The organism is Pseudoalteromonas sp. MMG012 (assembly GCF_018100875.1).
GTDB lineage: Bacteria > Pseudomonadota > Gammaproteobacteria > Enterobacterales > Alteromonadaceae > Pseudoalteromonas > Pseudoalteromonas aurantia.
Map to the genome: position 1 here is coordinate 96676 of NZ_JAGJEF010000006.1, position 19432 is coordinate 116107.

The window sequence follows — 19432 nt, forward strand, 5'->3', positions numbered from 1 at the left end:
ACATTCACATTAATGTCTATACTATTCATTCTCGCAGTGATGTCATTGTTGCAGCCTAAAGGCCGTAATTACTCTAAACCAAACGTGCTATTACCTGTTTTTTCAAACAACATTCATCAAATGGCTACCGCTTGAACTTCGACTTTACAATCAGTAAAAAGTCATTTGGAATAATCAATATTCCACAAGCAACGACTAAAGCTGCGAACGCTTTTACTACGCTAATTTTTGATATTTCTTGGCACGTTGACCAAATGGGTTTATATTCCCCACCAACAGCTTCATTTACCACTTTTCTAAACAATAGCTTAGTGGGGTTACTATCAAGTTCCCGCTGCTTCCCTGATAAGAATAGCTCTAATTCAGGTAACAACTCATAACGACTTAATGCATCATCACCATCATATTTTTCTCGTTGTTTATCAAAAAACCACGCAATTTCAGATGCAGATTGAGCTTTTACGTCATAAGATACATTTCTTGTTAAAGACCCAACAGCAAAGCGGTAATTATATAATGGCTCTGGTAAATTGTAACTTTTGTATTTGTTCGACATCCGCCTTATCCAATCATAATCTTCTGCTGGACAGCCGCTAAAATACTCACGATATACACCTGTACTTTCAATCACCTCGCGCCTAACCATTACTGATGAACCACAAAAACACACTTCACTTTGCGTGCGAAGTTGCTCTTTAATTTCTGCGTCATCTTGGGGCAGCACGACACTCTGATACACTTTTCCTCTACTATTTGTACGATTAAAACCCGTACCACAGAAGCCATATTCATGCTGATTATCTAAAAATTCAACTTGCTTTTCTATTTTATCTAGTGATATCCAATCATCCGAATCAAGAAAAGTGATATAATCGCCTTTTGCATATGAAAACAACTTATTAAACGTTCTCAGATATCCTAAGTTCTTTTCATTTTTATAGATACACACATTGCTTTTATTCTTTGCTAGCTGCATCAGTTTTTCATTTGTTCCATCCGAACTCGCATCATCAAGAACAATAATTTCAAGGTTTTGATATGTTTGGTTATAGGCTGAATTAAATGCCTCTTCAATTGTATTCTCGCAATTATAAGCCGGTATTAATATGGAAACTAGTCTGTCTCTGAATTCACTCATTTTGATATCTTTCACTTTGCTATACAGCTAAAAAAGTCGACTCGTTTTTGCTCTAAAGCATTACTATCAATATATTTTAGAACGTCTTCTTTGGGAATAATATAATCTTTATACTCTTGAGCAAATTCAATCACTTTTTCCATTGCTTCTTTACTCAACCCATCTTCACTGCTACTAACATTCAATATCCAATCTGGCCGTTCATCCAAAAATGCAGTGTCTTTGTAGGGTAATACACTTGGTAATCCAGCTGATAAATACTCTCTCACCTTTAAAGGGCACGCCTCCATCATATTTTTACGATGTAAAGCCAGAGTGCCTAAGCCAATAGAGCATTGACGAGCAATTTCTGAGTACTTTTCCATGGGGAGATAACCATGAAATGTAATATTTGATAAAGACTCAGTGGTACTCGTATCATTAAAACCAACAACATGAAAATGTATTCGGTTTTTTGCATATTTAGCAAACTTAACCAATAAATCAACCCCATGCCAGTTAAGTCCTGGAGTCCCAATAAATAATATGCTCGGTATTTGCCGTTCCATTTCTCTTTTTCGATATGCAAAAGACTCAACATCGATTGAATTAGGTAGAACAAGACAGTTTTCTAAACCTCGATAATTGACTAATTCTTTTGTTACAGCCACAGAACCATGTATACGTTTGTAATAATAACGGCGAGTTATTGCATTATAGAGGTATGTTATAAAGCCTTTTTTAGAGCTATATTTATCTATCAGTAACTCTTCATCTATGTCTGTATTTATTTCTGAAACAAGCTTGTATTTATTTAGCAGCCCGATTAGAAAAGGCGATAAAACCCATAATCGATGATAAACAATATCTGGTGAAAACTCATCTATTGCTTTGTTAAGCTTTGTTATTTCTTGTAACTTGCTGCCTTCAATAATCGTAGTTACTGAGCGATGAAAATCATACTGCTGATCCGTCACTAAAAAAAGTCGAGTATCTGCACCTATCACGTTCCACTTATCAACTTGCGCAATCACTTTATCAAATACACTTCGATACTTTGCACCTTTCAAAATAAGTAAGTAAGCCACTTTCACGAAACAACAATCTCCAATAACAAATCAATTAAAATGGTTAAAATATACACTTTCATTTCTGAGAGTCGTATTTAGTGCGGTAACTGTTTAATAACTTTTGCAGGGGAACCACCTATAATAACCCCACCATCAGGAAAACTCTTTGTCACGACACTTCCGGCCGCAACTACAGTATTTGCACCGAGTGTGACTCCAGGTAAAATAACGCTATTCATTCCAACCCAACAACTTTCACCCAAAACAACATTTTCACCCGGTAAATGAACCGATAAATCTTTTAGATCATGATTTGAGGTGATTATACCAACATTAGGAGCGATATAAGTACCTTTCCCCAAAGTAATGTGCCCATTGAAATTTTGAAAGTAGGTGCCTGACGAGTTAAAATTATTTATGTCCTCTGGGTCGAAGGTAATATTCTCCATATTTGATATGTTGCAATGCAAACTCACAGGGCACCGTAAAGGGTGACTTAACCTTAAAATATTTCTAGCAATCAAAGCTCTAAAGGCAAAACGATACCCTTGTATATTATTGTCAAACCAACGACCTTTTAGATATTTTTTATCAAAAAACAACTTAAGGAATGGCAAAAGTATATATTTCGCTATCAACATTTTCATTTTTACAAAAACACTCCTCGAACAGCCACAGCCAAAATGGCCCACAAAAATACGATACCTATTGGTATAGCCGCTTGACCTAGTAATCGGTAATAGCTCACATTTGATTTATAGCTAAATGTAATTAAGCATATAAGATAAAAAACCGCACACGCTAAGCCTAAAAATTCAGTATAGTGATCAGAAAATACAAAGTACGCAAAAATGAGGCTTCCAATTCGGATAGCAAACCCAAACAGGGTTAGGCACAACATTTGTTTCTGAGCATTGTTTACATGCATGATCATTGAGATTGGTGAGGCAAGAAATTGTAATGCAAACCAAGGGGTGAGTATCATCATTATCTCTCCCGTCCTACGCCAACCATCTCCAAAAATGTAACCAGAAAAAACCTCGGCTGTACATCCTATGAAAATGAGAGGCCCTACACCTAGCTTCAGTAATGACAAAAGATTCTTTTCAGTAATCATTGCAACTTGATCTTTGGAGGCTTTAGCTACTTCTGCGTAAAAAACTTGTGCTATTGAGCCTCCTATCAACGCCATAGGAACTTGAAGTATTTTCAAAGCCAAGAACAAATACCCTGCTTCAGGCCCAACCACAAAGTATGCAATCAAAACGATCGGTAATTGGATGCCACCATTATTTGCCAAAACTTCAAATGTAGACAATTGTGGGTATTGACGATAGCGTCGAGCAATAAAGTACAGGTGTTTCTTCTTAATAGTTTTTAACACCTGCCCATGGTGAGTTAATAAATACTTAGAGGTAGAGAAAATACCTGATACATAATTAAGCAGCTGCCCAAAAACCAATCCGGAAGGGATACTTAAAAAAGCGGCTAATAATTGAGTTCCATTGCCCGCAACTGCTTGAGATACACGCGTTTTCGCGACTAAATCAAATGCTTTTTCTCGAGTTGCCCAAAATTGTAAGGCATTAAATGTCGCTGCACAAAACACGCCGATAGGAACAAGGTATAAAATAAACACAGGTACAGAGGACGCTTCAAGGATTTTACTCTCAAAAATTAGAATCAATATCAAACTTAATAAAGAGATAATTGTCGTACATATTAAAGATAGGAGAAATAAAGTTAACGCATTTTTATCTCTTTTTGGCAAAGGAATCGCTATTTCAAAACGGCAGCACGCAGCACTACTCAGCAAAGCGACAATTGCAACAAAAACACCTAGTACCTCAAAATCATTAGGCGAGAAATGCCTTGTTAAAATTGGCAATGATAAAAAGGTTAGTAAATGCCCTAACCCCGTACCACTAACCAGCATCACAATTGAGTACACATACCTATTACTACGTAGACGAGCCAGCCAGGCGCTAGTTATTGCAATCACCGTCTGAACTCATGTTCTTTGAAAACCTTTAAATCCTTGAAAATCAAGAAGAAAAAAATCGGGTAATCTTTAAGTAAACGCTTCAATACGTATCCATTATCAAAAATTCGATATAACCACCTTAAGTTATATTTATTAATAAAGGTTGGGTAATACTGAACCTTTTCACTACTTTGATGTAAAAACCCGCCACACGTATAAATTTGCTTAATTTGACCTTTCGCTTTTTCTTTTAATAAAACGGAAAATTGATCTTGTCTAGGGCTCCCTAAACCACAAATAACAAACTCGGCACCTGACCTTAAAATGCTATCAACCACCTCATTATCATTCGAAAAATAGCCATCTCTGTAACCAACAATATTGATCCCAGGGTAATTTTCTTGGAAAATATGGACTGTTTTCTCTATTTCCTCAGGTTTAGCCCCGATAATATATAGAGGGAAGCCATGCTTATTAGCTTCTTCAAGAAAGTGCCGCGCAAATGATCCTAGATCAAAGCTTAATCGTGGGACTTCTTTATTGAAAAAGCGTGAAAAGAGCTTCGCTGAGGAAATTGCGTCACTATAAATTGCATCAACCTGTTCAACTGTTTGTAATTCTTCCCTCAGTTGTAAATACGAAAACGGGTTAACAAAAGTAATAACCTCTGTATTATGACACTCAGTTTGACATCTTAATTTACTAAATTGTTCGAAAATATCGGGAGAGTTTTTTACTTTTTGTAAAATCACATGCATCTATGAGCCTTTTAAATACATAACTATATTAAACTAGGAACAGCAACAAAATTGAACTAAACCAGTTTAGTCAAAACAAATCTAAGCTCAAAAATAAGCGGTCAGCATTTTACCTGTTAGTAGCAACAGAAACCACTGAAAATTATTATTTTTGAATGCTCTACCAAATATAGCCTCCTCTCCACTTTAAGTTAACACAAAAAACACCACGAGTTCACAAAACAAACAACCTTACTGGTTATTGATGACTTTGCAATTGGACTTTGAGTGTCATGGCCAAACTCCTCCAATCATACATATCTAATGCCAGGTTGCGCCCTGCTACGCTTAACTGGTCAATTAAGACTGGGTTGCTTACCAATCGACCAATTGCATTGCCAAGCTCAGCTGCACAGATCATATCAACAAACAAACACTCTCTATTCGTTATTAATTCTGATGTTGCAGTTTGTGGCGCTGCTTTATTTGAAAATGCAACAATAGGTAAACCGGATGCTAATGCTTCTAATACAATTTGCCCTAATGGCTCATACGTAGAGGTCATCATAAATATATCAGCTGCTTGATAATAAATGCTCGGCTCACTAGTAGCTCCGATAAACATCACTCTAGCTTCCACATGAAGCTCTTTAGCCAACTCTGTCAGTGCGTTTTTTTCCGGGCCGTCCCCTATAATAATTGCGTAACAGCTATCAGAATGTAACAAAGCTTCAATTAACAGATTAAACCCTTTCGCTTTAACTAATCGGCCGACACCTAACAACAACGTCCCCGTTAAAGGTAGGCCCAGTTCTGATTTTAAATTGTGCTTTTGTATAACCTCTAAAGGCTGAAAGCGCCGACAGTCAACCCCTGGTTTGGTAATTGTTATTTGGGGGGGGGACCACTTTAAACTATGTTCAACCTGCTTTTTCATATTCTCACTAAATACAACTAATTGATTAGCCATGCGAAACGCAAGTTGTTGAACCATACTATGTACATATAAACGGCCAACCTTTTTTATATACGAAAAATATCCCAGTTCAATCGATGTATTGATTGGCTTATCTTGTTCTTGTACAACACCAGGTACTAAATAGACTACCGGTAGTTTACAAAAAATTTTGGCTATCACAGTAGTATCATGATAACGACTAACTATTCCTAACGTATCACAATGAATCAAGGTTTTAAGCTTCTTTCTCATATCAATGTAACGTGCAAAACTTCGCAAAATAGGGAACCTGCACCACCACTGCCTTACCCCAAATCTATGTACATTAATACCATCAAGAGCTTCAAATGAGGGAAGGCTCCTATCATTAACTAAATTTATATCACCAACAAGAATGTCAACATGATAACCATCTTTTTGATAAGACTTAGCTAAGTGGTAGAGTGAGTTCTCTATCCCCCCTATATTTGGATAATATGCATTACTCACTAAAATAATATGGTTTTTCATTGATGCTACTTATTTAAAGAAATGCGCAGTGTATTTGCTATTGCTTAGTAATTTAACAAGCTGAGTAGCTGGAACATACTCCTTCTTAAACTGCCTATATAATACTCCATACCATTTGTGGTCAGCTTGATTTGCACCGTCCAACACTACAGTTTGGTTTAAGAAAGTGGATAACGGTTTTTCACAATCGCGTAACTGCTTTATATCTATACACATCACATCATATTTATTATTTTTTCTATACATCACGCCACGTTCTTTATCAAAATTTTCAGCATAAATATCAATCCCTGTCATTTTTTTAAATTCATAGTCAAACCAAGTTAAAGGGTAACTGTGGTCATAATGAGTTTCAAATGCTTTAATTAATACAGCAGGATCTTGAGTTCTAGTTGCTAATGGCGGCGTCGATGTTCTATCGCAATTGCTATACAACGCATACAAATAACAATCTAAATCATGAAAAAACATCGATACATTACGTTCTTGAGCAGGCCGAACCAAAGTAATAATCTTGGTATGCGCCCGCGCACGAAAAGCTAAGCGTTTAATTAACAGCTCCAACTCTTGCTCTAAGCGTTTACAGTAATAACGCCAACCAAAACCCGCAAGCCCCTTCAATCTTAGCGAGCATGGGTGAGTCCTACTATAAAAGTTGTGAATATGAATCGCATTATCAATTGATTGCTCTAGTGCAGTGGAGCCCACTTTTCCCATTTGATAAATAAACACACTATTTGGATCATGGTACTTTTTATAAAGTGCCTTATATACTCTAATTCGACGTAACATTTAATCTTCCTTACTAAACCATGTTTCAAAAACACGCTGCCCAGTCAATTCATTAATATCGATCATCGTTTTCGAAAAATAACTATCTAAGAGTTCTTTGTGATCGGGTCTAATTTGGGGCGCTTTTTTATTTATCATAGGGTTTAGCTTTCGATAAATCTTTTCATACCATGGCCTACTATTTTTTATCTTCGCATCGGTAAAATGTGTTTGATAAGCTTTACTACTACCTTCTCTAAATAATCGACATTTTAATAGATGAAGCCGAAAAAACATCGGAACTTGCCCTTTATTCGCATGAATAGTGCTTACGTCGCTTGGTAGTTTATCTTCGGAAACACCTAAAAACACACATACATCACGGATCACCGAGTCTGCATTTTTGACTAAATCTTCAAATAAAATAACTTTAACTTGCTCATGTGCAAAATATCGATATATTATTTTTAATTGATTACAGTAATCACTGCGTTGCAATAATAGGCTTGGTTGAAAGCGCAGTGTATCTTCAAAACTATAAATCGCTCGCCCTGCTCTGACCATATGCCAATAATGTGAATATACTCGTTTACTAGGCTGACGCAGCATAATTACGAGCTTCATCTCCGGTTTAAGCTTTGCTAGTCGAGCTACAGCCAGTTCAGAGCACATATAAGTTGTAGAGTCTTCACCTCTCAGCTGACCTTCACTGGCCTCTTTAAAACGCGATTCATACCACGACTGATAATGTTTTGGGTCTCGAGCCTGATCATGGGTTAATAGTCTTTCATGTTCCTTAAACAAAAAGTCTGGATGCTGTGCTATATCATCCATATCAAAGTAAAAAAGCTCGTCATTCGCCATAAAAATGCCTGGGTGTTGAGCTAGCATCTGATGCAAGGTTGTAGTTCCACATTTCATTGCGCCTGCAATAACAAAGTCAGGAGCAGTAAATGACTCGATCAACGGCGCGGTGTTGTTATTCATTTCTTCACTCCCATATTGCGGTAATGCACTAAAAAGTGAACCAAGTCTTTATTCAACCGTTTTACGTCACCAAGTTGTTCAATTTGTATTTTTGCAGCCTTCGTGATTTCAGCTCGTCGCTTAGGGTTATTTGCTAAGAACTCAATATGGTGTGCCAATGCCTGAGTATCTTTTTCTGGAGCCAATAAACCATGTCGCTGATGTTCTATCAACTCAGGGATCCCACTATGGAACGTACTCACTACAGCAACGTTTGACGCCATCGCTTCCATAATACTCACCGGCACTCCCTCTTTATCGCCATTAGATGCGGTAATACTAGGTTGTAAAAATATATCAGCCCATTGCATTTTCTCCGCAACTTGTTCAGGCGGTAGTGGCCCTAAAAATTTAACTCTGCTTGCTATACCTAACTGCTGAACGAGTTGCTTTAAGCTTCCCTCTAGCTCTCCATACCCAGCAAGATGATACTGAAATTCAATATGGCTGGGCAATTTGGCTAAGGCATTGAGCGCAAAACTTAAGCCTTTTTTCTCTGAAAAGCGTGCTACCGTAAATATATTCAATATACCCACTTCACCCTTGCGTTGCATTGGGGCACTAAATAATGACAAATCGACCCCCATGCGTTGCACTCGAACTTTATGCTCACTTGCACCAAGTGTTAACAGTTGCTCTTTCCATAAGTTACTAATTGGTAAGACAAGCTCAGTTTGACTGAATAAATTAGCATAATGTGCTTGGGTATTTTTAACACTCAATTCTGCCGTAATATCATGACCATGAAAAACTGTGGCAATATCACCTTGTAAAACACCTATTTGCCGGAGGTGATTAACAACAACTCCAGAAGAGCCAAAATGGGCTATCACCCAATCGTATGTCAATGGTTGCCTATGACCTGCAGCAATAGTACTTAACATTAAGTTTGTTGCTTGTTCATAAAACCGAGGGCTGAGCCCTGCTAAAACTCGGCTGCGAACTTGAGCATTAAGTAGCCCTTTACCAACTTGATATAGCCGATGAACCAACAGCTGTATTTTCGAAGATTTATTACTTAAAAGATAACGACATTTAGCTGAGAGTCTATAAGGCGCTAATTCAGGCCGCTTTAGTATGCTCTGATCACCTGCATACAGAGCCAAAACCTCGACATCAATTCCTAAATCAATTAGTGAGGTGATTTGATTCAATACAAAGGTTTGTGACGCAATCGGGAATACATCAATAAAAATAGCTATTTTCAATTTGGCGTCAATTATGAAGTTTAGTCTGGGTTTATATTACAAAATTACTTAGATTTAGCCAAGCTAAAGGGAATAGACAGGTACTTATTTACAAAATAAAGTGCCAGTAAATTATTTACACTGGCCGAGCTGAACACAGCAATAGCTGCCCCCAAAGCACCATAATGCGGAATTAAAAAACAACAACACGTCACCAATATGAATACTCCGCTCAAAATACATTGCCGTTGTAAAAACACATGACCTGACATCATCAATAATTGCCCCGCAGAACCTACCGCCACTTTAACAACTTGAGTCAAAAGTAGCACTGCGAGAATAACATTCGCTTGCTGATAATGCGCTCCAAAAAAGGATAAAAACGGATTACTTGCACTGAAAAAAACAATTGCTAAAACAAGTGCAATCAGCAAGCTTTGCCTTCTTGCTTTTTGATAACGAGCAATCAGTTCATTGAGCTGATTATTTTTATAAAGCTGTGCAAATTGAGGCGCTATCACTGAATTAAATGCAAGTAAAATAAAAACTACCAAATATGATAATCGGCTCGCAACACCAAAAAGTGCGACTTCATTTGTATCACTTAACAAGCCTAATAATACAATTGCAAATTCAGAAATAACCACCACTGAGAAACCAATGGCTAAATAATTCAACGTTTGTTTTTTATTCGTGAGCAGACCAATGCCCGTGCGAGAAAAAGAGAGGCCATGAAGTCGGTAAACAACAAAAGAAAGCCCAAGCCCAAGTAAAAATGCTGGGACCAACATCTGTGTTAATGAAAGCTCTACCTCTAACAAAGTGACGCCAAAAAGCGCAAAGATCAATGTAAGTGTTCGAGGTATGTTTAACAAACATTGCTGGATGACAGTATACCCTTTAGCTTGTAAAGTACTGCAAAGAATACCGATACCAGCTGATGTACTAGCAACAATAAATATTACAAAAAATCCAAAAATATCGTCAAATGCCAACAGATATATGGGTAATGATACACACAAAAAAATCACTGATAATACACCTAACAGCATCAAAACTTTAGTTGTAAAAATGGCTGTATCTTGGCTACCGCAGCTTTGTGCGACACGTTTTATAAGTTCATTCTCTTGCCCTAGTCGAAATAAAGAGGAAAGTATGGTAGCCGTTGATAAAAACCAAAAATACTCACCAACACTCTCACTATCATAATGTCGCGTAACGAAAACCATTAATATAAAGCCTGCCGAAACAAATCCCACTTTGACTAAAAATACAGCTACTGCGCGATATAGATTGGCATTCCGATTATTCATTGAGTCTCAAATGTATAATTAAAACGCTTGATATCCTGAGCATAATACTTGCTGACAAAATCGATTGTTTCATCACAATAATATGCACTGTAGTGTAATTGTGGTTTTTTTGGCAACTTTACAAATTTTTGATATAGCTTTTCAAGTAAATTTTTAGAGCCCAGATCCGCAGTACTATTTTTATGAGGAAGTGTGGAATTATTAATGCCCAGGTACTTGCATACTTTTGAAAAGTCTTGCTGTAGCGACTCAAATTGACCAATAAAATCAACCAAGCAATTACCATCGTGATCATAAAGAAAATTCGTTTGAGGTACTATATGACGGTAATGATCTACTCCGCGGATAAAATCATCGTCCTTTGGTTCTGGAAACGCATCAAGTAAAAATGATTTGAAACTACGTTGGTATTGCTCATGGCCAAGCGCTTTGCGGTAAGTATACTCCGACACTAACCTAGCCCAAGGGTTACGGACAAAACTAAATTTAAAATATTGTGAAAATTGCTCAGAGCTCAAATATCCGTATTTAACATATTCTTGAGCATACAGGTGCGCTAAACGAGGAGGGCCCATAAGTCGGTCTTCATTTGGCCTGAGTAACAAATCACTTCTTTGCTGCCAGGTTAAACCCATGCGCTCAACAAAAAATAACTCAATGCTCTGACCCGCAACTTTAGGAATATGCACAAATAAACAATTATCTTTTGTGGAAATCATATTTTGATACTTTTATTTAGAACTAAATACATAAAAAAAGCGAGCCGAAGCTCGCTTTTTCAAAACTAATTCAAATTACTTAGTAGCAACAACACCACGGTCTTGCTCACTAATTACTTTGAAGATAGCTGTAACGCTAACGTCAGCTGTAGGTACGTTAGTAGTCAACTCAATTGCTACTTTACCTTTTGTAACGCCTGCATCTGCTTTAATTGCATTCATAACAACATCAGAAATGTTAGTTACGCCAGGGCCAATGCTAGCTACTACGCCTACTGATTTCCAAGCTGTAACTGCATTGTTACCTGCAGAATCTGCTTCAAGCATGTAACGTACTGTTAGGTCGCCAGTTTTGCTTGACTCATTCGTTAGACGAAGAATTGCAGCAGTGTTGTCACCAAATGGCATATAAGGTACGTCAACAACTGAACCGTTTAGTGTCCATGAACCAAAAGAAACTGTGCTATTGAATACGCCATCTTTAGTACCATTTGTATAAGTTGCTTTTAGGTTACCAGTCCAAGTAGTTGGCGCTAGTACAAGCTTATTAGCTGCTGGTACAGTGAAGTCTAGACCATACGCATTTGCGAATGATGCAGCGTTAGTTCTAGAAAGCACAGTAGTCTTTTTAGTTTTGTCATACGTTAGAGTAACGTTAGCATCTTTAGATGCGATAGTTACGCCGTCGTCAAACAGGCCATCAGCATCTGTATCAAATACAGAAAGGTCATTTACTAACGTCATTTCTACTGCTTTATCTGAAACTGGTAAGATATTAGCAGCTGTTTTAGTTACAGTAACAGAGAAGTCAGCTTTAGCTGAAGCACCTGTTGCAGCAACTGTATCAACAAAAGATAAGCGATCTTTAGATACGTCAATCACACCTGTTGCAGCTGTTGCTTTAGCTGCAAGCTCAGATTTATTTGTCGAAATTTTGAATGAAGACTTATCAATCTCAGAAACTACAGGCGTTGATGCGAAAGCTGTAATCGTTACATCACCAGTAATTTTAGTAAGAGCAGCGTTCAATAGGAACTTTTGATCATGTTCATCAGCATCATCATTTACTTGGAATACTAACTTTGTAGCTGCACGGCTAAGAAACTGCATGTCTTGACCCTGTGCAGTATCTCTTAGAGCAGGTGTATTCGCAGAAGTGTCTGCTGCAACATCTAAAGATGGGTTAGTGCCAGTAGTTAAGAACTCAGCACCTGAAATTTCAAAAGTAACCGCTGAACCATTTGGGTATTTTGCACCTGGTGCAAAAAGAACGGCTAGGTTACTGTCTGTTGCGCCTGCTGTAACAGCTTCCAACGTAATTGCATTGCTCGCAAGTGCTAAACCTTCGCTAGATACTGTAGCCGCAGTTGCTTTACCAGCAGCGTCATAACGAGTTGTTACTGCAAACGCAGCAGCAGCAGCGCCTGTAACTTCTGCAGATGTTACATTTACAGCTTCGATTGTTGATGCTGACGCACCGAACGCAGCAGCAGCTAAAGCTACTGTAAGTAGAGATTTATTAAACATTTTTTCCATTCTCCTAGTTTCATGAAACCTTAAAAAGAGACTACTCTCAATTCAGGATTATTATGATTAGATACTGAAATGTTAAAACAGTACCCAGTCAAATTTATTAAGATTTTAAATGCATGCAAAGAATACTACAAGTCGTTCTTTGTTATAATGTGTATTAATTACATTGTTTTTGCATTTTTATTATCTATAAGCCAATTCTAATGCGTACATTTCCACTCTGTCAAGCAAAGTGCCTCAAACCATAGCCTGTTGATCCAAAGCAATGGCCAGATTAATAACATCATATCAAACATAAGCTCAATATATACTGTCAACCTATAATGTCAAGCTCACTGTTGTGACACTTGCAACAACTGAAAACCTGAAAGAAATTTCCCACGAATATCTTCCCAACTTTCAGCACTTTCAATCACTTTTGGCGTTACCATTACAACCAATTCAACTTTATCTTTTGAGCGTTTTTTCCCTTCAAATAACTTACCTAATATTGGTAAATCAGAGAAAAAAGGGACGCTGTTATCATTGGTCGTCTTATTTTCTCTGATCAGCCCGCCCAGCACAACCGTTTGGCCACTGGCTGCAACGGCTTCTGTAGTAATGGTACGCTCAGTAAATATAGGCGCACCATCCACAGTGCTTGAGCCATCCGCAGTATTGCTAGTGGTTTGCGTAATTTCCATAATAACAACACCTTGTGCATTAATGGTCGGAGTCACCGTTAGCTGAATACCTGTTTTTCTGTATTCTATAGATTGTTGCGACCCTGTCGTTGGATCTGTGACAATTTTACCTACAGTAGGAACGCTATCACCTGCATTCATCGTTGCAGAAACGCCATCTCGAACCACAATTGAAGGCCTTGACAAAATATCAACATTGGTATTCGTTTCTAAAAAATTCAACGTTAAGTTGCCGTCGGCACCCCGTAATATATAGTTTAAAGTACCGGAAGCGCCACTTAATAAGCCATTGCCACGCGTTGAGTTGCTGAATCTATTTGTTAAAGCAAATTCAATTCCTTGCTCAAAGGCACCTGAAAGTTGCACCTCTGCAATGACGACCTCTAACATAACCTGTTTAGGCATCACATCAAGGCGTTTAATCAAAGGGAGTAGCTCTCTGTATTTTTCTCCATCACTTTCAATAATTAAACTGTTTGAGCGCTCGTCAACCACCAAGCGAATATCAGCATTTGCTGCTGTTAAACTACCATTACCAGTATTGCTTGGAGTTGTAGCTGAGTTTTCTCGTTCAGCCGACGTGCTATTACTAACTCTATCAGCGCCTGTAACCCTTCCGCCAATGAGTGAACTCAGACTCAGCCCTAAATCAGTTGCTCTTGCAAATGAGGGTTGATAAATGTGATATTTTTTATCACTGCCCTTATGCGGTTTATCTAACCGCTCTAGCCAATATTCCACTCTATCTAAAGCATTCTTATTCGTGGCAAACAGTACCATTTTTCCACTTCGTTCTAAAAGCACACTAGATACCGCTTTTCCCGCAGCCCCTTTACTTGAATATGAAATACCATCTTCTTTTAACAAGCTCTCTAGCTCTTCATTTAACTCAGCAATGCTCCGGTAAATAGGGCTATACAAAGCAACTTGCTTGGTCGCAAGACTCGGTCTATCTAACATAGAAATAAAATCAAGTACCTTTAATAACTCAACTCTCTTTCCTTTAATTGACATAGCATTTTTTTGTGAAATAGGATTAGCCGTGACATTAAATAGGTTATTGATTGTGCCAATAATGCCTACTTGGCTGCCGTATTGATAAGGCACGTATTGGATAATATCTTTCGCAGTATTAGGTATTGATGCTGGGCTATTTCCATATCCAAATGCAATATCTGACTTGCCGCCATCCGTAGACTGATGGATATAATAAATACCATCACTTTCTCTAATAATAAGCCCTTTTTGATTGAGTAACTGTTCACTAAGTACAAAAAGCTTCCGCTTTGATATTGGTTTTTGAAGATTCAGTGTTAGTTTTTGAGTTTCGGCACTATTGAGCTCACCCACAATGTAACTGACCCCAAGCAGTTCCCCAAAAACATAGTGTAAAAAATCTTTTACCGCTAAATTATCTGAGCTGATAGTGACTGTATCGGTTTCACTAAACCCTGATTGAAGCGCTTGTTTATTATTATTGTTCTCATCAAAGTTTAACTGTTTCAAATACGCAAACGCGCTGCGGGGGCTGGCAACTTTATCTTTTTTGGCGTTTCCTCTTTCTAGTTTTTCTTTTTGCGCTAACCCGCTTTCCAAATAGGACGATTCAACTTTAAGTGTTCTCCCTGTTTCTTTAGTACTTTGACACCCAGTCAAAACTAACATGACCATAAGGGAAGCTGGCATTAACTTAATGGCATTCATCTATACTTTCTCTTTCATTTGAGGTTGATACATCATCAACAGTACTTTCTTTTCTTTGGCTGATAACTCAACTTTAATCTGCGAAATCACGTTTAGTGAAAATCCTAATACATTTTCACCCTCTCTAACTTTAACCAATTTAGACGTGTTATCACTTAGATTCGTAATATTAAGAAGTGCATACACCTCAGTTCCACTCAAAACAGCCTTTAATTCAATTTGCTTATTTTGATACAGCGCTTTGGTATATTCACCATTTGGGAGCGACATTTCATCTTCATTTTCTACAACTCGCCCCCCGTCCTCAAGCTCCTGATATTGCTTGTACCTTTCTAAAATTTCGCTACTCTTATCAGCTGTTTGCCACTTAATTTTCTGTATAGGAGTAGGTGATTCAGTTCGTAATTCTGCATTTCCATTAGAAATGAAAAACCTAGATTTGGCATCTAATGACAAGATAAATATGATAAAAAATAAGAAAACCCAGCGCAAATTAATCATTGCTCTACCCTTGCGTATAAGTAAAATGTAATTCTAGCGCGGCTTGTCCCCAAACTACTTGTCGCTCCTCGCACATCAATATTAAACTTACTCACCCCTAACTGTGCATGTTGATCAATTCCAACCAAAAATTCAATCAGCTTTAATGTATCACCACTAACCTGTGCATCTATAAGGTACTTTCTCAACTTAGCGTCTTCAAAAAAAATTGCAGGCTGCCAAGAGATTCGATCTAGACTTAACCCCCCAACTGTTAGCTTTTGTTCTAATAACTGCTGTGTATCTAGTTTAAACGTGACTTCTTGTGCCATTGGAAACACAGCTTTGTTAGCATCTAATAATACTTCATCCAATAATTGAGATAATTCAACATTATTCTTTTCACGCTTGAGCACTGATTGTTCTTTAGATAACTTCTTACTCAAAATAGCATTACTTGCAATGATGCTATTTTGCCATTCAATAACGGGAACCAGTAAAAACTTAGTCACTATTAAAAACAACATAATACTGACAAGAAGTACGTGTTGTTCTAACTCTTTTTTTATACTGCTCATTTTAATTGACTTCTCCGATCCTAAAGCTCAGAACAAAGACCTCTTTATTTCTACTCTTTCGAGTTGGAAAATCAAATTGCGCATCTTCGATGTTTTTTACATTGAGAAGTTGTTCCAATATGTCAGTCGCTTTATCTGCTTGCCCTCTTAATATATAGCGGCTGTTTTGAAAGCGTATATTTGACACTTCAACATCACGGAACAAGCTAGCCATAATTAGCCAAATATCTGAATGCGAATGGAATTGAGCTTCTAACTGTTTGAAAGAGTTATACATCTGCATTTTACCATCAACCTCTCCTTGCAACGATAAAGCGCTGCTCACTCCAACTTCCTGTTTATCAAGCTGATACTCTAAATATGCAGTGTTTCCAATTAAATATATAGACGATACGACAAAGTAACTTGTGATCAAACATGAAAATGATTTTAACCAAGAAACGAGCTTTTGCTTTTCAATGCTAACAGAGTTACGACGAAAAAAGATCCACCATTGACCTACTGGAATTGTAAATAATGAACGAACCAAACGACTGTAATTACCGTCAAAACAAATATGTTGTGAATTTGTTTCCCCTTGACCAATAGAAGCTTTAAAATGTGACTCATTTTTAATAAAAGCTGTTTGATAAGAGGAGTTAATACCTCGACGTCCAGACGCAACATATAGCTCAGAGTCATCTTTAATCGTCACCACTGTATTTTTTTCACTACTTCCTGCAATTATAGCTGTTTCAGGAATTAAAAAATTAGTTTTAAAGGGAACATGCTCAAACTGCCATTCATTGAAAAACGTCTTCCCTTCCTCGGTACTTGTCACGTCATATACTGAGTCATTTCCATGACCCTTCTCAATTTTTAGTAATTGAATCACTTGTTTTCGTTCTTCAATAGGCACACTTTTCAAGTGCTCAGAATACTTGCTCCTTGCGATTATGGTGACAATTGGATTTGTATTTTCGTCTGCTGGAGTAAGTTGAACAGTTCCACTTTTATTAATAAAAGCAAATAACTTCCCATCATAATATCCAATGTGAGGTAATATGATGCGTTCAAATAACATACTTTTTATAGATTGGAGGTTCATCTGCTATTGCTCATTCACTATTAAAACACTTACTGGTGAAGTATTGAGAGTGGCGTATGGCCGAAGCCTTACAGTCCATTTTTGTGATATAGAAACGTCATTTACTTTACTAGTAATAATCATATCTAAATCATTTGAAGGGAAAATAAAAACACCATCTTCTTCTTTAATATTCGTTTCTGCTATAAACTCAGCTTTCGTTAAGCTTTCTTTTCTACGTAATGTAAGGACTCTTTCTTTTATTTGTGACCCATATAAAGCTTCTAGTAATGCGGGAGATGCATTTATAGGATTGAACTCATATGCTCGATAAATAGTTACATTTTCAAGCAAAGCCTCCAATGTCACATTATTTAAGCCCATACTCATCAGCTCACTTTTATCACTAATAGGACCATTTCTATTATTGGTTCCACTAAATATATGCTCATCAGAACCCAAATTAGTTACTTTATCAATATCTTGATAGTCCAACAAGTTCGCGATCCAAGTGTTAGCTTGCTCTTCACTATTTTCTAGATACTTCAGCAACTTGCGTAACCTCGCTCTCTCTGGGTAACGGATATTAAGTTTAGACGATAGATCGAACAACTGAGCCTCTGCATGCTCATTCAAATCAAAGCGCTCACCAAAAAAATTCCACCCATATGGCTGTGATGATGAGGTAACAAGTGTTTTTTCGGTAATGAGTAAATCAAATAGTAGTCGTTGTCTTGCACTATGTAATTCGACAAAAGCTTCTGTTTTACTATTTGCCGCATACGCCACCGCAACTTGCTCTTTAGATAAACTAGAGAAATAAAGAGAAATAATACTTAATATTGCGCTAAATAGTAAGACCTGAACTAATGCTATGCCTTTTTGACTCATTAATAACTCTCAAAATAGCTGGACAGTTCACCAAAAGATTCACTGTTATGACGACCCAGTAATTGAGATTCCCCTACCGCAGAAATTAAGGCTAATTCGGTGTATCTTGGTATTAACTGATTATCTATACCAGAAAAAGTATGAAACCATTGCATACTTGGTACCGGAGCGCTCGTTGCTTGTACAAGACTTTCCAATCCAAAATAACGGAAGCTGGCACTTACTAAGTGATCCAGTAATACTATTTGGTGCTCAAACTCAATTTCTTGATCTGTTTTTAACAACAAGTAATTATTTATTGAGGTACTTTGATATACAAGTTGATAATACTGATCTGCTTTTTTTACTAAAGAGATCCGAAAAACTTCAGGATGCTCTTCGCTAAATAAACCATTGCGCGTAACCGCTAACAAACTATCATCTTTTCCAATAAAAAAAAATGAAGGTCGACCTGATTGGTCGGTCACCACGTAAGGATAAATACCCGAAAATACCGACTGAATAAGCTCATTACCACGGTACGTCTGATAACTTAGTTCAAATTTATCTAACCCTTTTTGCCAACGAGTTAACAATAGCTGATAAGCCATTGTGGCTGTGCTCAGAAGCATCGCTAAAATAACTAACGAAATCATAAGCTCTATAAGACTAAAGCCACTACTTTTACGCATTGTTCCACCCTAATTGATGGAATGTAAGCTCTTTCGATACACCTCCGTGTTCCAAATTTAATGTTACACGCCATAATTTGTACTTTCTTGGTGGTACAATAAAAGTGCCTAAATCTACATCGAATTTTTTTGGAGCTGAACGAAAATCTATAACCTGAGCTTTCCAAATATACTCAATACCGTTGACTTGTCCTTTTTGCTGCGTTTTATTTATTTCTGATGTACTAAGCTCTAAAATACTTTGTTCTATTTTCACTATTAGCATACGAGCTTCTGCATTAATTTTTAAATGCTGGGTTGCTTTTACACTCGCTGTAATAGCACCTCTATATACTAAACTCACTACTGCCAATACAGAGAATAAAATAACACTGGCAACTAGCACCTCTACTAATGTAAACCCTTGTTGTCGCTTGCTCATAACAACTCACCTT

The 19432-nt window shown here is 37.3% G+C and carries 19 protein-coding genes; all 19 read right to left on the reverse strand.

Annotated elements, in window-relative coordinates; translation table 11 throughout:
- Positions 1 to 124: 124 nt before the first annotated feature.
- The 19 genes from J8L97_RS03705 to J8L97_RS03795 all read right to left on the reverse strand — a co-directional run bounded on the left by J8L97_RS03705 (position 125) and on the right by J8L97_RS03795 (position 19419).
- Positions 125 to 1138 (reverse strand): glycosyltransferase family 2 protein, encoded by a 1014-nt coding sequence (locus tag J8L97_RS03705; protein ID WP_211047903.1) that lies wholly within the window; start codon positions 1136 to 1138, stop codon positions 125 to 127.
- A gap of 11 nt (positions 1139 to 1149) precedes the next feature.
- Positions 1150 to 2211: a glycosyltransferase gene (locus J8L97_RS23915; protein WP_211047904.1), complete on the reverse strand. Its 1062-nt coding sequence runs from the start codon at positions 2209 to 2211 to the stop codon at positions 1150 to 1152.
- A 71-nt stretch (positions 2212 to 2282) separates the two neighbouring features.
- Complete coding sequence (locus tag J8L97_RS03715; protein WP_247688515.1) at positions 2283 to 2834, reverse strand: acyltransferase; 552 nt, start codon at positions 2832 to 2834, stop codon at positions 2283 to 2285.
- A 2-nt stretch (positions 2835 to 2836) separates the two neighbouring features.
- Positions 2837 to 4138: an oligosaccharide flippase family protein gene (locus J8L97_RS03720; RefSeq protein WP_211047905.1), complete on the reverse strand. Its 1302-nt coding sequence runs from the start codon at positions 4136 to 4138 to the stop codon at positions 2837 to 2839.
- Between the two features lie 47 nt (positions 4139 to 4185).
- Positions 4186 to 4929, reverse strand: a complete 744-nt coding sequence (locus J8L97_RS03725; protein WP_211047906.1) for a WecB/TagA/CpsF family glycosyltransferase — start codon at positions 4927 to 4929, stop codon at positions 4186 to 4188.
- 238 nt (positions 4930 to 5167) lie between these two features.
- Entirely contained in the window at positions 5168 to 6376 is a 1209-nt protein-coding gene (locus J8L97_RS03730) for a glycosyltransferase family 4 protein (RefSeq protein ID WP_211047907.1), read from the reverse strand.
- A 9-nt stretch (positions 6377 to 6385) separates the two neighbouring features.
- Positions 6386 to 7168: a putative capsular polysaccharide synthesis family protein gene (locus J8L97_RS03735; RefSeq protein ID WP_211047908.1), complete on the reverse strand. Its 783-nt coding sequence runs from the start codon at positions 7166 to 7168 to the stop codon at positions 6386 to 6388.
- Entirely contained in the window at positions 7169 to 8134 is a 966-nt protein-coding gene (locus J8L97_RS03740; RefSeq protein WP_211047909.1) for a sulfotransferase, read from the reverse strand.
- Positions 8131 to 9381, reverse strand: coding sequence for a glycosyltransferase (locus J8L97_RS03745; protein ID WP_211047910.1), 1251 nt, complete (start codon positions 9379 to 9381; stop codon positions 8131 to 8133). The genes J8L97_RS03740 and J8L97_RS03745 overlap by 4 nt, the downstream gene beginning before the upstream one ends.
- Positions 9382 to 9425: 44 nt before the next feature.
- Entirely contained in the window at positions 9426 to 10673 is a 1248-nt protein-coding gene (locus J8L97_RS03750; protein ID WP_211047911.1) for a polysaccharide biosynthesis C-terminal domain-containing protein, read from the reverse strand.
- Positions 10670 to 11392, reverse strand: a complete 723-nt coding sequence (locus J8L97_RS03755) for a sulfotransferase family 2 domain-containing protein (protein WP_211047912.1) — start codon at positions 11390 to 11392, stop codon at positions 10670 to 10672. The genes J8L97_RS03750 and J8L97_RS03755 overlap by 4 nt, the downstream gene beginning before the upstream one ends.
- Before the next feature lie 75 nt (positions 11393 to 11467).
- Entirely contained in the window at positions 11468 to 12919 is a 1452-nt protein-coding gene (locus J8L97_RS03760) for a hypothetical protein (protein ID WP_211047913.1), read from the reverse strand.
- A 338-nt stretch (positions 12920 to 13257) separates the two neighbouring features.
- A complete protein-coding gene (locus tag J8L97_RS03765) occupies positions 13258 to 15312 on the reverse strand; it encodes a secretin N-terminal domain-containing protein (protein WP_211047914.1) in 2055 nt (684 codons plus the stop codon).
- Positions 15313 to 15813: a hypothetical protein gene (locus J8L97_RS03770; protein ID WP_211047915.1), complete on the reverse strand. Its 501-nt coding sequence runs from the start codon at positions 15811 to 15813 to the stop codon at positions 15313 to 15315.
- Positions 15810 to 16370, reverse strand: a complete 561-nt coding sequence (locus tag J8L97_RS03775; RefSeq protein ID WP_211047916.1) for a hypothetical protein — start codon at positions 16368 to 16370, stop codon at positions 15810 to 15812. The genes J8L97_RS03770 and J8L97_RS03775 overlap by 4 nt, the downstream gene beginning before the upstream one ends.
- Before the next feature lies 1 nt (position 16371).
- Positions 16372 to 17457, reverse strand: coding sequence for a hypothetical protein (locus tag J8L97_RS03780; RefSeq protein WP_211047917.1), 1086 nt, complete (start codon positions 17455 to 17457; stop codon positions 16372 to 16374).
- 3 nt (positions 17458 to 17460) lie between these two features.
- Complete coding sequence (locus J8L97_RS03785) at positions 17461 to 18327, reverse strand: type II secretion system protein GspK (protein WP_211047918.1); 867 nt, start codon at positions 18325 to 18327, stop codon at positions 17461 to 17463.
- Positions 18327 to 18998 carry a type II secretion system protein J gene (locus J8L97_RS03790; RefSeq protein WP_211047919.1) on the reverse strand — a complete coding sequence of 224 codons (672 nt, stop codon included), beginning with the start codon at positions 18996 to 18998 and terminating at the stop codon, positions 18327 to 18329. The genes J8L97_RS03785 and J8L97_RS03790 overlap by 1 nt, the downstream gene beginning before the upstream one ends.
- Positions 18991 to 19419: a type II secretion system protein J gene (locus J8L97_RS03795; RefSeq protein ID WP_211047920.1), complete on the reverse strand. Its 429-nt coding sequence runs from the start codon at positions 19417 to 19419 to the stop codon at positions 18991 to 18993. Before J8L97_RS03795 ends, J8L97_RS03790 begins: the two co-directional genes overlap by 8 nt.
- Between the last annotated feature and the right edge of the window lie 13 nt (positions 19420 to 19432).

Excerpts from the sequence above, each read along its gene's own strand:
- J8L97_RS03770 (WP_211047915.1), bottom strand. The coding sequence starts at position 15,813 with ATGATTAATTTGCGCTGGGTTTTCTTATTTTTTATCATATTTATCTTG.
- J8L97_RS03715 (WP_247688515.1), bottom strand. The coding sequence starts at position 2,834 with ATGAAAATGTTGATAGCGAAATATATACTTTTGCCATTCCTTAAGTTG.
- J8L97_RS03735 (WP_211047908.1), bottom strand. The coding sequence starts at position 7,168 with ATGTTACGTCGAATTAGAGTATATAAGGCACTTTATAAAAAGTACCAT.
- J8L97_RS03775 (WP_211047916.1), bottom strand. The coding sequence starts at position 16,370 with ATGAGCAGTATAAAAAAAGAGTTAGAACAACACGTACTTCTTGTCAGT.
- J8L97_RS03725 (WP_211047906.1), bottom strand. The coding sequence starts at position 4,929 with ATGCATGTGATTTTACAAAAAGTAAAAAACTCTCCCGATATTTTCGAA.
- J8L97_RS03765 (WP_211047914.1), bottom strand. The coding sequence starts at position 15,312 with ATGAATGCCATTAAGTTAATGCCAGCTTCCCTTATGGTCATGTTAGTT.
- J8L97_RS03760 (WP_211047913.1), bottom strand. The coding sequence starts at position 12,919 with ATGTTTAATAAATCTCTACTTACAGTAGCTTTAGCTGCTGCTGCGTTC.
- J8L97_RS03755 (WP_211047912.1), bottom strand. The coding sequence starts at position 11,392 with ATGATTTCCACAAAAGATAATTGTTTATTTGTGCATATTCCTAAAGTT.
- J8L97_RS03780 (WP_211047917.1), bottom strand. The coding sequence starts at position 17,457 with ATGAACCTCCAATCTATAAAAAGTATGTTATTTGAACGCATCATATTA.
- J8L97_RS03740 (WP_211047909.1), bottom strand. The coding sequence starts at position 8,134 with ATGAATAACAACACCGCGCCGTTGATCGAGTCATTTACTGCTCCTGAC.
- J8L97_RS03790 (WP_211047919.1), bottom strand. The coding sequence starts at position 18,998 with ATGCGTAAAAGTAGTGGCTTTAGTCTTATAGAGCTTATGATTTCGTTA.
- J8L97_RS03750 (WP_211047911.1), bottom strand. The coding sequence starts at position 10,673 with ATGAATAATCGGAATGCCAATCTATATCGCGCAGTAGCTGTATTTTTA.
- J8L97_RS03730 (WP_211047907.1), bottom strand. The coding sequence starts at position 6,376 with ATGAAAAACCATATTATTTTAGTGAGTAATGCATATTATCCAAATATA.
- J8L97_RS03705 (WP_211047903.1), bottom strand. The coding sequence starts at position 1,138 with ATGAGTGAATTCAGAGACAGACTAGTTTCCATATTAATACCGGCTTAT.
- J8L97_RS03795 (WP_211047920.1), bottom strand. The coding sequence starts at position 19,419 with ATGAGCAAGCGACAACAAGGGTTTACATTAGTAGAGGTGCTAGTTGCC.
- J8L97_RS03785 (WP_211047918.1), bottom strand. The coding sequence starts at position 18,327 with ATGAGTCAAAAAGGCATAGCATTAGTTCAGGTCTTACTATTTAGCGCA.